The 14094-nt window shown below is 40.4% G+C and carries 12 protein-coding genes; 5 read left to right on the top strand and 7 right to left on the bottom strand.

The window, feature by feature from the left end:
* Positions 1-61: 61 nt before the first annotated feature.
* Positions 62-388 carry an iron-sulfur cluster assembly accessory protein gene (locus IPP86_02075; GenBank protein ID MBL0137302.1) on the bottom strand — a complete coding sequence of 109 codons (327 nt, stop codon included), beginning with the start codon at positions 386-388 and terminating at the stop codon, positions 62-64.
* A 541-nt stretch (positions 389-929) separates the two neighbouring features.
* Here IPP86_02075 and IPP86_02070 point away from each other — a divergent pair.
* The 5 genes from IPP86_02070 to IPP86_02050 all read left to right on the top strand — a co-directional run bounded on the left by IPP86_02070 (position 930) and on the right by IPP86_02050 (position 5369).
* On the top strand, positions 930-1610 hold the full coding sequence (locus tag IPP86_02070) for a transposase (GenBank protein ID MBL0137301.1): 681 nt from the start codon (positions 930-932) through the stop codon (positions 1608-1610).
* A 22-nt stretch (positions 1611-1632) separates the two neighbouring features.
* Entirely contained in the window at positions 1633-1971 is a 339-nt protein-coding gene (locus IPP86_02065) for a transposase (GenBank protein MBL0137300.1), read from the top strand.
* Positions 1972-2280: 309 nt separating this feature from the next.
* The gene (locus IPP86_02060; GenBank protein ID MBL0137299.1) at positions 2281-3459 is read left to right on the top strand and encodes an ImmA/IrrE family metallo-endopeptidase; all 1179 of its coding nucleotides are present in this window, start codon (positions 2281-2283) and stop codon (positions 3457-3459) included.
* A 114-nt stretch (positions 3460-3573) separates the two neighbouring features.
* Positions 3574-4623, top strand: coding sequence for a thiamine-phosphate kinase (gene thiL, locus IPP86_02055; protein MBL0137298.1), 1050 nt, complete (start codon positions 3574-3576; stop codon positions 4621-4623).
* 80 nt (positions 4624-4703) lie between these two features.
* Positions 4704-5369 carry a GNAT family N-acetyltransferase gene (locus IPP86_02050; protein MBL0137297.1) on the top strand — a complete coding sequence of 222 codons (666 nt, stop codon included), beginning with the start codon at positions 4704-4706 and terminating at the stop codon, positions 5367-5369.
* 54 nt (positions 5370-5423) lie between these two features.
* On the opposite strand, the gene IPP86_02045 is transcribed toward IPP86_02050, so the two are convergent.
* From IPP86_02045 to IPP86_02020, 6 genes are all read right to left on the bottom strand, one after another.
* A complete protein-coding gene (locus tag IPP86_02045) occupies positions 5424-5915 on the bottom strand; it encodes a DinB family protein (GenBank protein ID MBL0137296.1) in 492 nt (163 codons plus the stop codon).
* Positions 5916-5945: 30 nt separating this feature from the next.
* The gene (locus IPP86_02040; GenBank protein ID MBL0137295.1) at positions 5946-6521 is read right to left on the bottom strand and encodes a TetR/AcrR family transcriptional regulator; all 576 of its coding nucleotides are present in this window, start codon (positions 6519-6521) and stop codon (positions 5946-5948) included.
* Between the two features lie 265 nt (positions 6522-6786).
* Entirely contained in the window at positions 6787-8094 is a 1308-nt protein-coding gene (locus tag IPP86_02035; GenBank protein MBL0137294.1) for an aminopeptidase P N-terminal domain-containing protein, read from the bottom strand.
* 132 nt (positions 8095-8226) lie between these two features.
* Positions 8227-12132, bottom strand: coding sequence for a lamin tail domain-containing protein (locus tag IPP86_02030; GenBank protein ID MBL0137293.1), 3906 nt, complete (start codon positions 12130-12132; stop codon positions 8227-8229).
* A 128-nt stretch (positions 12133-12260) separates the two neighbouring features.
* Entirely contained in the window at positions 12261-12917 is a 657-nt protein-coding gene (locus IPP86_02025; GenBank protein ID MBL0137292.1) for a hypothetical protein, read from the bottom strand.
* Positions 12918-12924: 7 nt separating this feature from the next.
* A complete protein-coding gene (locus tag IPP86_02020) occupies positions 12925-13989 on the bottom strand; it encodes a T9SS type A sorting domain-containing protein (GenBank protein MBL0137291.1) in 1065 nt (354 codons plus the stop codon).
* Positions 13990-14094 lie beyond the last annotated feature (105 nt).

Below are 14094 nucleotides of genomic sequence, written 5' to 3'. Positions count from 1 at the left end.
AACAGGGATTAAAGAATGTAATTCAATATTCCTTTCTATTTACTCTTCACCATTCACTTAATTAAACTGAAAACGATTCCCCGCATCCACATGTTCTTGATGCATTGGGATTATGGAAAGCGAAACCTTTTCCATTCAGTCCATCACTGAAATCAAGTTCGGTTCCGATGAGATATAAAAAACTCTTTTTATCACATACGATTTTGATCCCTTTATCCTCGAAGACTTTATCATCAGGGCGGATTTGCGTATCAAATTCCAATTTGTAAGTAAGACCTGAACATCCCCCACCCTCAACTCCAACCCTGATAAAGGCCTCTCCTGGTTTATTTTCGGCTGTCATGAGCTCAATTGCCTTAGCCTTAGCCTTTTCTGTTACCGTTATCATGATGTTTTAGCTTAATAATCAGGTACAAAGGTACTATTTAGATAGGTTCTAAACAAGGCGAAAGCCGCCTTTTGAATGCCTGATTAACAATGAATTGGGACTTTTGTTCATTCCTTGATTTTAAGTTATTGGGTTATTAGGTTATTAGGTTATTAGGTTATTAGGTTATTAGGTTATTGGGTTATTTTGCAACTTGCTTGGTTATTTTTCAATAACTCAATAACTCAATAACTCAATAACTCAATAACTCAATAACTCAATAACTCAATAACTCAATAACTCAATAACTCAATAACTCAATAACTCAATAACTCAATAACTCAATAACTCAATAACTCAATAACTCAATAACTCAATAACTCAATAACTCAATAACTCAATAACTCAATAACCTAATAACCTAATAACCCAATAACTCAATAACCGGTGTAGTCCCAAAGTTAGTTGAAAAAAACTTAGCAGCTACCGAAGTCGCTGCTAAGTAAGTGGTTTGATAATGAGTATTTTTGATTTGCGACCTAAAATCTAAAATCAAACTACCATGAGCAAATCTACAAAAGTTCAACGAGAAAACATTGCTTGGTTTTACGACCAACCAGTCGACATTAAATTTGAAATGGTGATGAATCATTTTGAGATGTGTCGAATCATGATTAATCAGATTTTTGAAGAAATTATCAGAGAAAAGACAGGTGAACGTTATGAGCATTCACTTTCGGGCCCAAAAAAATTCTATCGCCACGGTTTCAATCCGGGGAGCATCAAAATGGGAGATCATCGATTGCCGGTGGAAATTCCAAGAATCAGGGAATCTTCAAGTGGAAAATGTGTACCGCTTCCAGGTCTGGAAAACTTAAGAAACCTAGCCGAGCCAACCGAAGAAGTTCTCAAAAAGGTTCTTCATGGAATCAGCACCCGTGATTATAAAAAAGTAACTAACCATTTAGCCGAAAGTTTCGGACTCAGTTCAAGTCAGGTCAGTCGTGAGTTTAAAGAACAAAGCGAAGAAGCATTCAAGCATTTTTGTGAACGAACCTATGAAGATCACAATTTTGTTGTACTGTTAATTGACGGAAAATATCTGGCCAGTGAACAGATGGTAGTCGCCTTGGGTGTGACGGATAAAGGGATCAAAATTCCGGTAGGTTTTATTCAAACATCAAATGAAAATAGCCAGGCCATAAGCCAGTTGCTTAAACAAATACTCGCAAAGAAAATTTAGTTTTACTGACGGCTTACTTGTCGTGATCGATGGTAGCAAGGGGGCTTCACAAGGCGGTGGTCGATGTGTTTGGAAAAAAGCAATTATTCAGCGTTGTCAGTGGCACAAACGTGAAAATGTACTGAGCTATTTAAGTGATCGGGACAAATCGAATTTTAAAACAAAAATACAGAATGCATACCGGGAACCTGATTACAATAAAGCTAAACTGGTATTGCTAAACATCCACAAAGAGCTCTTAAAAAATCAATCAAAATGCAGCGAACTCTCTACTGGAAGGCTTGGAAGAAACGCTTACACTCCACAAATTGAAAGTTGCGCAAATATTTTCCAGAAGTTTGGCTACGACAAATTGTATTGAAAACCTGAACTCCCAAATGGCGAAATATGTACGAAATGTTAAGCATTGGACCAACAGTAATCAACGACAAAGATGGGTTGCTGCAGCCTTATTGGAATTAGAAAATAATTTGAATAAAATTCATAACTTTAAACATCTAAATAAATTACAGGAAGCAATCAAAAATCACGTCATCAGGAAACCACGATGCAATTTTTCAACTAAGAATTAGACATCACCCAATAACCCAATAAACAATAACCCAATAAACAATAACTCAATAAACAATAACTCAATAAACAATAACTCAATAAACAATAACTCAATAAATTGAAATCAAAAGCCAACATCAATCGGGAAGTTCTGAAGTGGGCCAGGAAAACTGCGAAGATTTCATTGGAAAAAGCGGCAGCGACCATTTCAAAAACATGCAAGGTGGATCGAATCAAGGATTGGGAATCGCCGGAAGGAACTGATTTGCCAAGTGTGAAGCAGATGGAAAAACTTGCCCGCTTGTACAGAAGGCCTGTGGATGTTTTTTATCTGAAATATATTCCAAAAGATTTTCCTGCTTTAAAGGATTTCCGGAGTAACAAGGATGTGGAACTCAGCACAGCTGTCATTTTCATGATGCGAGAAGTCCAGGAAAAACAGGAATGGTTGAGTAAATTTCTTGCCGGCAGAAGAGAGAAAAAAATTGAGTTCATTGGAAAATATACGATCAAAAGCCCGGTTGAAACTGTTGCCCGGGACATTCGCAAAACACTTAACATCCAACCGGGAAAAGCAGACCTGAAACCACTGAAACACTGGATAGAACAGGCAGAAAACAAAAGAATTTTTGTCACGCTTAGTAGCAATTTTCACACCCGCCTAAAACTGGATAGTGATAACTTTAAAGCCTTTGCGATTGCAGACAAATTCGCCCCGTTTATTTTTATCAATGCCGATGACTGGGAGCACGGACAATTATTTTCCCTGGTGCATGAACTGGCACATCTTTGGATCGGTGTATCAGGCATATCAAGTGATACCGGTATCGGTCTGACTGATCCGCAAGGCATGCATGTAGTAGAAAAATTTTGCAGGGCAGTCGCTGAAGAAGCCCTTCTGCCGCAATCTGAGATCCAATCCTTCCTCGAAGTCAAGGGCCCTCTTACGCTTAGACATGTTGCCAAAGGTGCCCGAAGAATGGGAATCAGCAATCAGGCATTTTTATTACGCGTAAAAAAATTGAACTTAATAAGTGAAGAAATATTCAGGAATCTTACAAAAGAGGCTGATCAAGTCTGGAAAGAATTTTTGATTAAAGAAGCCAGTAAACCCAAATCCTCCGGAGGACCCAATTACTATGTGATGCAAATGAGGCGAGGAAGTAAGACATTTTCTACGCTGGTCATGGATGTTTACAAGAGCGGTAAATTGAGTGGGGATATGGCTAGCCGATTACTTAGTGTCAGGGAAGGAAACTTTATGAAGTACGAGAAATACCTGTACAAGAAAGCCTGAAGAATTTTTATCGTACAGCTCCTGCTGAAATTTATTTCTCTTAAAATAATTTGCTTCAATCCGATGGAAGGAATTTATCATGATTCCTGTACCTTCGCGAATCAATTGAAACTTATGTTCGAAAATTCAGCAAAAAGGACGGAATTAGGAGAATTGGGCGAATTTGGCCTCATTGAAATGATTCAGAAAAGTATTCACCTGCGAAACCCTGAATCATTGAAAGGGATTGGTGATGACGCCGCGGTTATCGATTCCCAAGGACTCACAACTGTTGTCACCTGCGATATGCTGGTTGAAGGAGTTCATTTTGACCTGATGTTTCATCCTTTAAAACATCTTGGTTACAAAGCTGTGGTTGTTAACCTGAGCGATGTTTACGCGATGAATGCAACGCCAAAGCAAATCCTTGTAAGTATTGCCATTTCCAACCGGTTCTCACTCGAAGCAGTGGAAGAACTTTACCAGGGTATGGAACTGGCATGTGAAAACTACAAAGTTGATCTTGTTGGTGGAGATACTACAACTTCTACATCCGGACTCATCCTTTCGATCACTGCTATTGGTACTGTTGAAAAAGATCAAATCGTTTATCGAAACGGAGCCAAAGAGCACGACCTGCTTTGTGTGTCCGGGGACCTGGGTGGAGCATACATGGGTTTACAGATCCTCGAACGTGAAAAGAAAATTTTCCTGGAAAACCCGAAAATACAACCCGATCTGAGTGGTAATGATTACATACTTGAACGTCAGCTCAAGCCTGAAGCAAGAAGAGAAATCACAGAAAAACTCCGGGAGTTAGGTGTGAAACCTACGTCTATGATCGATATCTCAGACGGACTTTCCTCTGAGGTTTTGCACTTGTGCCGACAGTCAAATGTGGGCTGCGCGATTTACGAAGACAAAATTCCAATCGATCCGCAAACATATGATCGTGCCCGCGAATTCGGACTTGATCCTACTGTTTGCGCACTTAGTGGTGGTGAGGATTATGAATTATTATTCACTATTCGTCAGGAAGACTACGAAAAGCTTCGTATGCACATGGACATTTCCATCATCGGTCATATCACCGATGCGGCAAGTGGCGCTCACCTTGTGGATAAATCCGGAAACCAGGTTGCATTAACTGCACAGGGCTGGGACGCTTTACTAAAGCGAAATTGATTTCTTCCTTCATGCTCTTATTTGTCTTCTTCATTTGCTGAACCGAGCTGAATCAAATTCAGGATCAAAATATTTCTCTCATGGAACAAAACCCATTAGTATTCCGACAGGCTGAAGAGAAAGATATTCCTTTCTTAATTGAAACAATTGTCGCGGCGGAGAAAAGCGGAACGGATGTATTCAGTTACAGCCGGATTTTTGAACTTCCGGAATCAGAGATCAGAAAAATCCTGGCAAACATTTTAGCTGAAGATGCAACCGGACAGGAGCTTTGTTTTTCCGATTACCTGATGGCGGAATATGAAGGTAAAGTTGCAGGAGCGGTTGCAGGTTGGATTGAAGGCGAAAGCGGGCAACCCGGAACAATCATTAAGGGAACACTTTTCAAATATTTCATTCCTGAAAAAAATCTTGAATTAGCAGCGGCAAAAATGTCCTATATCAATGAAGTTCATCATCATTGGAAACAAGATGCTTTGATTATTGATATTGGCCTCACTCTTCCAGAATTCCGGGGAAAAGGAATCCTTGCAGCATTGATGAAAGAAAAAGAACGTCAGTTGCGCGAACGTCGTCCGGATATTAAATATTCCCAGATCCATGTATTGAAATCAAATGCTGTCGCTTTTAAAATTTACAGCGGATTGGGATATAAAGTACTCATGGAAAAAGCGAGTACTCATCCTGAAATTGTATTGCAATGGTTGCCTTGCGATAAAAATATCGTGATGGAAAAATTTTTCTAATTATTATTGCCACGAATGCACGAATGTTATTCGTGCATTCGCGGCAATAATTCATCAAAGCCTGCAATACGCAATAAAGTCAGTTGCCGGCAACTTAGTGGCTCCCACCTGCCGTAACAAGGTCACCAATTGCCCCCGATGAAATGTGCTGTGGTTCATACAATGCTGAATGGCTTCCATCCTTCCACTTGAGTAAGAAGTACCATCCAGAGTTTTAAAATCAAAATTGTCTTCAAAATACTTTTCGTCTTTCGCTTCCACAAAATCTATCCAAGCCTGATCATTTTCCAGAATGACCGAACGCAATTCTGCTTGTGTACCCTGAAAATCCATCCAGGTCCAGATTGTAGGAGATGTTCCGTTCAAACGTATCAACCAAATGGATTCTGCACCCCAAATATGAAGCAGGGTTTTTCTGATCGTTGGAAAACTGCTCGTGATTTCCTGGTTTAATTGCTCATCTGTACAAAACTCCTGAATAAAATCCAGCATGCGCTGATTGGCCCACAGGTTATATTTTACATACTTAAGCAGTAAGTTTTTCATAGATTAATACACTTTTAAAAATAGGATTGATTACCGCTTGATACCTTCCCAGATCTGATCAAATGTCGTATCAATTACAGCGGGAGAAATTTTCAAAGACCCAGTCTGCTGCATACGAACCATTTCATGAACAGGCCCCACCAACATCGCCAGAATAATTTGCTTTTCCATCTTGATCAGCTTTTTCTCATCCTGTCCGCGTTCCAGCAAACTCAAGAAAGGCTGAAAAAAGGTGTTGCCTTCTTTTTTCGAATTACTTTTCAAAAAAGGAGATCGGAAATATTGTTCAAGAAACGCAACTTCAGCACTGCGTTCCAGATTGTAATTAAAAAATTGCTTCCACAAACGACGCAGTGATTTCTTGAATGAATCTTCATCATCTAAACCGCCGGAATAAGCATCCACACCTTTTTGCTTGAGGTATGCATAGAGCTGGTTGATTAATTCATCTTTATCCTTGAAATAAATATAGACAGTCCCTGTTGCCAATCCGGCCTGAGCAGCGACATCCGCCATTTTCAAACCACTAAACCCTTGTTTTAAAACCAGCTCCAGTGTAGCTTGATAAATCTGCTCTGTTTTTTGAGCGTCTCGTATTCTTGCCATAGCGGTAAAGATAATGAATATTTATTCATTCATCGCTGGCAGCGTCAATATTAGGGGTGGTTAGGGATTAGTGCTTAGTGCTTGGTGCTCGGTGCATGGAAACCACTCAGGTTAATCAATTGCCCAATTATGAATATGGCATGATTATAGAAGCGTTTTAAAACAACTTCAAATCACAAAAAGACTCTATGCTATCGCTTAAAATCCTCTAAGCACTAAGCACCATGCACCAAGCACCAAGCACCAAGCACTAAGCACCAAAAAACTACCCAACAACAACCCGTTGCTTTGCCATCAGATCTTCAATTTCGTCAGCTTCGATAGGGATATTGGCCATGAGATCAACCGGACCATTGGCTGTAAGAAGGATATCATTTTCAATACGGATACCGAGGTTTTCTTCAGGAATGTAGATCCCGGGTTCACAGGTAAACACCATACCGGCCTGCATTGGTTCATAACGGTTGCCTATATCGTGAACGTCCAGACCAAGAAAATGGCTGGTCCCGTGCATAAAATATTTCTTGTACAAAGGTTGTTTTGGATCTTGTTTCTTCACGTCTTCCGCTTTCAACAATCCCAATCCAATCAGTTCCTGCTCCATCAATTTACCAACTTCTTCGTGGTACTTCGGGATAACATTTCCAACAACAAGCATCTGAGTTGCCGCACGCATGACACGTAAGACTGCATTGTAAACATCTTTCTGACGTTTAGTAAATTTTCCACTCACTGGAATACAGCGTGTGAGGTCGGCAGCGTAATTCGCGTATTCAGCACCGAAATCCATCAGGATCACATCTCCCTCTTTACACTCGCGGTTATTCTCTGTATAGTGTAAAACACAAGCACTTGCTCCGCTGGCAATGATTGGAGAATAAGCATGACCGGTGGCTCTGTTCCATAAAAATTCATGGGTGATTTCCGCTTCAATCTGGTATTCCATAACACCGGGGCGAACAAAACCCAGGACACGGCGGAAAGCTTTTTCAGTAATATCCGCAGCGATTTGCATTTGTTTCACTTCCGGATCCGATTTAATGGCGCGCAATTTTGCCATGATCGGGCCGGAACGTTCATATTGATGATTTGGATATTTACTTCTCAGTTCACGTGAGAATCTTTCATCACGATAAACAACCTCGGTAACAAAACGATCATTCTCATTCAGGTTGACATATACATTCTTTGAATGATGCATCATCACCGGCAACATTGCCTGAAAATCTTCTGTCCAGAAAATATGCTGAATTCCGGAAGCTTCACGTGCTTCTTCTTTGGTGTATTTATGTCCTTCCCAGACAGCAATATGTTCATTCGTTTTTCTCAGAAAAAGTACTTCCCGGTATTCCGGCAAAGGATGCTCAGGCGAAAGAACAAGAATCGTTTGCTCCTGATCAATTCCGCTCAACCAAAATAAATCAGACTGCTGACGAAAAGGAAAAGCTCCGTCACCATTTCTTGGCATTTCATCATTGCTGTGAAAAACAGCAATGGATTTAGGCTGAAGTTGCGCGATGAATTTTTTTCTGTTTTCGATAAACAGGTTTTTCTCGATGGCAGTATATTTCATAGGATCAAATTTGTGAAGTAAAAATAGAAGTTTGGGGTGATTTATGGAAATAATTAACAGGCTTTCACATTCCGGTTTCCCGGAGTAAATAAATGCTGTTTAAGGTACCTTTTTAAGGAAAATTTCAGCTTTTTATTGTACGATCAATTTAAGATGCTTCCTGTCGTCTGTATTTAATATATAAACACCTGAAGCAAATCCACTGATATCAAAGCGATCTTCATTCATTAACCTGTGCATTTCACGACCCTGAGAATCAGTTAGAACTCCATTGATAGCATGATTCAAATAGACCTTCCCACTTTTGGCAGGATTTGGAAACAAAAACAAGGTATCAGAATTGAGATTTATATCAAAGCCAGTAAACAAATCCACATTATTCGAATCCGGTGTCGGGATTACAAAATTCATCCAGCTTGCATTTCCATCATTGATTCTTCCATAAGAATAGTCAGCAGGAATATTTGCATAACAAACGGAATCAGAGAGGGAAGAATTGGGTTTTGAAAGTATCACACATTCACCACTGTTGATCAGTTGAAAATTCAAATGACGAATTCCCTGTTGTGATTGTCCATCGCCCCAAAGCAGCATAAATCCATGTGGTGAAATTTTTGTCGAATCATTATCATAGGGGAAACGGAAATAATTTACATCTCCCGGATCATTGCTCATGTACCAACCTTCCAGGTTCAAGGTATCGGAGTTTGGATTATAAAGTTCAATCCAGGGAGCGAACTCTCCATAATTGTCTTGTTGTGTGGAGATATTGATTGTCTGCACTTCATTGATCAGCACAAACTCAGCCGGAGAAGTTTGATTTGTCGCGTTTGGTGTTGACACAAAGAAATCGATCCAGGTTGGTGATGCATCGTATTTTCTGCCTCGCGAAACATTCTGGGACAAACTGCCAATGCATACAAAATCCGACAGGCTTGTATCATTCGGTTTGTATAACAATACACAATCTCCCTGATTGGTCAGTCTGAAATTCAGATGTAAAGCTCCCTGTTCTGTTGTTGCATCCGCCCAGAGTAATTTGAAACCATAGGGTGGAATTTTCGTGGAGTCGTTATTAAAAGCAAATCTGAACTTCTGCGGTATTCCTCCGTCATTGGTCATGTACCAGCCTGCAAGATCCAGCGTATCTGAATTGGGATTATATATTTCAATCCATGGATCAAACTGACCATGATTATCAGCAATCACCGATGTGTTCAGTGGCATTAATTCGTTGATCACAAGATTTTGAGCGGGAGTGTTCACATTTGTTGCTCCGGGAGTAGGGACGGAAAAATTGATCCAGTCCGGAGATGCGTCATATGCCCGGCCGTAGGAAACATCTGTGTTCAGTGTTCCGAAAGAAATAGAGTCGAGAAGACTTTCTCCATCGGGAGCGTATAAATAGACATGATCCCCGGTACTGTTGAATTTAAAATTAGTATGCAATAAACCTTGCTCCATATCATCATCCGCCCAGATCAATAAAAAACCATAGGGTGGGATCTTTGTAGAATCTGTTCCTGATAAAATTTTAAACCGCGTTGGCAGGATCAAATTATCACTTAGATAATAGTCGCCGATATCGATTGTATCCGGATTTGGATTATAGATTTCCAGCCAGTCATCATATTCACCATAATTATCCGCGACGGCGGAAAGATTGGAAGACATTACTTCATTAATTACCGGCTGCATCTGAGGAACATATGTAGTATCTACATCAAACATGGCGGTGAAAACTGTGTCGTTCAACAAACTAATTCGTATCGTTGAACTGGTATCATTTGTTTCCAGCCATCGGATAAACTTATAACCGGGTCTTGCAATTGCTGTAACAGGAACCGGTACATCCTGAAAATAAACACCAGTCCAGGGGAAGGTATGAGCACTTGCTCTCGCGGTATTTTCATCGAGCAGTACTGTGCTGACTTGAATTTTCCCTTTAATTGTATCAGAAATATTCAGGTGTAAAGCATAATAATTTGGCAAGGTGAATGTGGAAAGTATTTGAGACTTGCAAAATTGTGATCTTAAACTCACCCACCATTTCATGCTGTCAGTCTGTGCCTGGAAATTATAATTTGTTTGCCAGCGATTCTGATATTCTGTCATATAGGGCAATAACTCATTGCGCATCACATTTACCTTATTTTGCATAAGAGAAGACAGAAACTCCGTATTCATAAAATCCGCGAAAAGATTCACCCAATCATTTCGAAATTCTGTATTGGTAAGAAAGGAATTGAGCAGATCAGAAGGTCCATATCCTCTGCTGCCAATAATTGCCTGTGTAAACATGTCGTACCATGGATTCAGATAATAGGCCACAGTAGCATCCATGTCCCACATGATCCATTTCCATTTTCCATCCGGTGCTCTGGATCTCCACTTCGCTTCATTCTGATCCGGCCAGTCGGAACGCGACATATAGATGCTGAACAAATAATGCAGCATGAAACTCCTGATGTCCACCTGTGTTTTTACATATGCATAATTCGCGGAATCAGAAAGCGGATGTGTATTGATAAAATCCATCAGGTTAGTCCAGTTGACGGAATCTCCTTCCAGTACATTCGCTCCCGCTCCTTCCAAAATGTCCACTCCCGGATTTTTACCATCGATCAAATAATGGGCAGTATAATAGGTATGGTCACGATCACGTTCTCTTAATTCCTGTAAGCCCCAGTATTCTCCATCGATAAAAACCACAACCGGACGGTAGGCTTCATAATCAAGATTTGTCCGGTGCATAAATTGTGTACTGAAAGCATCACGAAAAAGTGCCTTGTCACGATCGCTTCCCCATGCACGCAATTTTATTTTGTCAAACTTATCGATAAGTCTTGCAGGACCGACGGTATTGGCAAACAAAGGGTAATTAATTTTACTGTCGCCATAATCACTGGTGGCATTTACATTCAATCCCTTCTGTGGACTTGAAGGAGAGCTTTGTCCGTTTACATTGATCCTGAAATTACTATTGAATGCAGAGCTTCCATCCGGCATATACATTTCAATATTTGCCGGTCTGTCCCAGGGTAAATAATAATTCGCGTTGAATGTACTCGGCTGGTAATTGATTCCCGGAACATAGATACCAGTCGTATCATTAAACAAATTCCGCGGATCAGAAACAACAGAAACGATGGGTAAATTTCCATATCGTCCAAAAATGCTGTCGTCTACAAAATAAGTATACGTTTGAATCGGACCGGGTAAATATCCGTTTCTGAAAAGCCTTGCTCTCACAACTGTCGCCTTAAAAACATTTCCAAGAGGCGGATGCCAGTCGGGAAGCCAGAAGTGTACATTGTAACAGGTACGGATCATCGAATAAAAATTCGTATCGGCATCTCTGTTTTTAATGAGCAATGGTGCTGAAAACACGGATGAGGAATTCGACGGATCAGAACCATCAAGAGTATAACGGACTTCCAGATTTACATCAGGTGAAGTAAGTGTGAGATATAACGAATCTGCAAACAATCCTCCGGGTTGGCTAAACAAAGGCTTTTGTGTAATTACTCCCTGCAGTGTAGTTACAGTATTGTTACTTGCAGCAGGAGTAGGACCACTCAGATAAGCAAGCGTAGCAGAGCCATTGGGAAAACGTCCGTATGTCTTGTCAGCAGGAAGAAAAACACCCGGGACATTATCCAAAACCGTTCCTGCCGGATCACTCAGGTAAATATTCTCTCCCTGTGAACTCAATGAAAAATTTGTTTGTGCTGCGACTCCTGTTATGGATACATTTTTACCGGAACACCAAACCCTCAGAAAACCGCCTGCAGCAATGGTTTTGGAAGGGAAGACATATTTGAGCAAACTATCCGGATTATCGGATAAGCCATATCCTTGCAGGTTTACGGCACTGGCACCGGCATTGTAGAGTTCTATCCAATCAGAATAATCTCCATCATTGTCCTGGATGGTATTCTGGTTATTACTCATGATTTCGTTGATGAAAAGCTGCGCATCCGCTCTGAAGGCGGCCGACAGAAGTACAAACCACAGAATAACTTTTTTATTAAGCATCTTTAAATTATAAAACCGGTAGACTACGAAGGTCGGGTTTATTAGCTGACTGGCAATGAAGTCGAAATTAAATACGGATCAAGGGGCTGATGAGATTCAACAAAAGTTAAAATTTATTAGCCCGTTCATCAATTATCCTTCTTAAGAACCCTATTAGAAGTAACCAGGCATCGTGATTTACACCAATTCTCCATCCTGATTTGATCATCTGATAAAATTCCATCGCAATCAAGGAATTTTCCCTCTTTATTTTTCCAAAGAATACTCAGTTTCCCTTCCAGAATTGCATTTATGATCATTGTTTTCAATGTGTCCCCGTCAATTTTACCGTATTGTCTGCTAATTTGAATGCCATAGGAATTATTCGTCAAATCCATCACAGAAGCCATGGAATCAGGTAATGCCTTATCTTCCAGTTTGTGCTTTTTCCAGTTTATGTAATTGCCCTTTTCATGAGCAATACCCAGACTTCTGGCTTTACGCCAGCACATGTGCTGGGACAGTAGCGCCATCCAGTAAGCGTGTCGGAATGCATCCACCTGCCCGCCATTATCATCCCCATCCAGTCCAGGGTCAGACATGAGAGTTTTACTTTCGGCTCGTGCCAGCTCGGAAAGTTTCAGTGCTTTCTTTGCCACAAAAGGATGAAGTAGAACCCAGGTTTTTTCGGGAGAACTAAGTGCCTTGAATTTTTGTCTTGCTGTATGTTGGGCTAAAGCCGGGGTTGCTGAAAAAAGAACAACAGCCAGCAAAATTAATTTACTAACATGTTTTCTGTTTGCCATTGAATTTTTAATCAATCATCACCACTTTAACATTTTGCATATTTTCTGAAATCATCCTGAGAAAATACAATCCGGGTTTTAGTCCTGTTGTTTCTAACTTGAAAAGTTTACTCAAAGAGAAATCATGGGATACATGTGAAACAACAATTTGTCCCTGGTTGTTAAGAAGCTCCATTCTGACCAGCTTACTATTCTTCATCGCGATATTTAACGAAGCTCCTGCTTTTAACGGATTTGGATAAAGATCAATGTTTGAATTCAGATCTTGTTCATGAACATCTACTGTAGAGGGAAAATAAACAAATGTTACTGTATTATTGCCGGAATTAGGAATAGCAAGGGTATCACCCATTACATTATAATAAATATCAGCAGGACTGCTAAGGTTCGTTGCCACAGTGGTGGGAGGCCCTGCAAAAGAGCTGTCGAATCGAACAACACTTTGTGTTCCCCATGTACTTACATAATATCTGCCGGACCCATCGCGTGTCACGCCGTCGCAACTGCTCAATGTTGTGGGTGTAAGTGTGGTGATGGCATTTGTGATCATGTCAATTGCGCAAATTGGTGCATTGCTTCCCCAATTCACATAAACACAGCGGTTATTCAGGGAATCAAAAACAATTCCATTGGGAGTGGTTGTCAATACACCGGTAATCGCGGAAAAAGTCTGAGCGGCAATATTTATTTTGAAAATTTTCTTTGATGAAAAATCAGTTGCAATCAGATTTCCTGAATTGTCGTGTGTCATCCCGTTTAGAAAGGACGCTCCTAAATTCAGATTAAATACGGAAGCTCCGGTTGAAAGTAAGTATCCTTTAATGCTTCCTCCGGAGCAACAAAAAAGTGTATCTCCTACAATTTCGATTCCATACGGACCGCTTCCGAGTCCGGATACAAAAATACTCAGTGTTCCGCTACTATCTCTTGACAAAACCTGGTGACTGCTTGTATTCGCGATCAACCATCTTCTTGCGGCATAATCGTACTCTACGCTTTCGGGGCCACTGTACGTTTGTGCATGGGTAAAAACAGATGATAACAATAAAACAAATACCAGGATTGATTTCATAGCAGGGGATTATAGAATGGCGAAGATATTATTTCTATCCAGATAATTGAATAAATCCATTTAAGTGAAATCAAAAAAGAAAGCCGTAAATCCTGTCAGATTTAC

Source organism: Bacteroidota bacterium, from assembly GCA_016720935.1.
GTDB lineage: Bacteria > Bacteroidota > Bacteroidia > AKYH767-A > 2013-40CM-41-45 > JADKJP01.
The sequence above is the reverse complement of the archived record's forward strand: the minus strand, read 5'-3'. Positions and strand labels throughout refer to the sequence as shown.

What these genes read in the sequence shown, in the direction of transcription:
- IPP86_02045 (MBL0137296.1), bottom strand. Translation starts at nt 5,915, where the DNA reads ATGAAAAACTTACTGCTTAAGTATGTAAAATATAACCTGTGGGCCAAT.
- IPP86_02070 (MBL0137301.1), top strand. Translation starts at nt 930, where the DNA reads ATGAGCAAATCTACAAAAGTTCAACGAGAAAACATTGCTTGGTTTTAC.
- IPP86_02075 (MBL0137302.1), bottom strand. Translation starts at nt 388, where the DNA reads ATGATAACGGTAACAGAAAAGGCTAAGGCTAAGGCAATTGAGCTCATG.
- IPP86_02025 (MBL0137292.1), bottom strand. Translation starts at nt 12,917, where the DNA reads ATGGCAAACAGAAAACATGTTAGTAAATTAATTTTGCTGGCTGTTGTT.
- IPP86_02035 (MBL0137294.1), bottom strand. Translation starts at nt 8,094, where the DNA reads ATGAAATATACTGCCATCGAGAAAAACCTGTTTATCGAAAACAGAAAA.
- thiL (MBL0137298.1), top strand. Translation starts at nt 3,574, where the DNA reads ATGTTCGAAAATTCAGCAAAAAGGACGGAATTAGGAGAATTGGGCGAA.
- IPP86_02020 (MBL0137291.1), bottom strand. Translation starts at nt 13,989, where the DNA reads ATGAAATCAATCCTGGTATTTGTTTTATTGTTATCATCTGTTTTTACC.
- IPP86_02030 (MBL0137293.1), bottom strand. Translation starts at nt 12,132, where the DNA reads ATGCTTAATAAAAAAGTTATTCTGTGGTTTGTACTTCTGTCGGCCGCC.
- IPP86_02050 (MBL0137297.1), top strand. Translation starts at nt 4,704, where the DNA reads ATGGAACAAAACCCATTAGTATTCCGACAGGCTGAAGAGAAAGATATT.
- IPP86_02040 (MBL0137295.1), bottom strand. Translation starts at nt 6,521, where the DNA reads ATGGCAAGAATACGAGACGCTCAAAAAACAGAGCAGATTTATCAAGCT.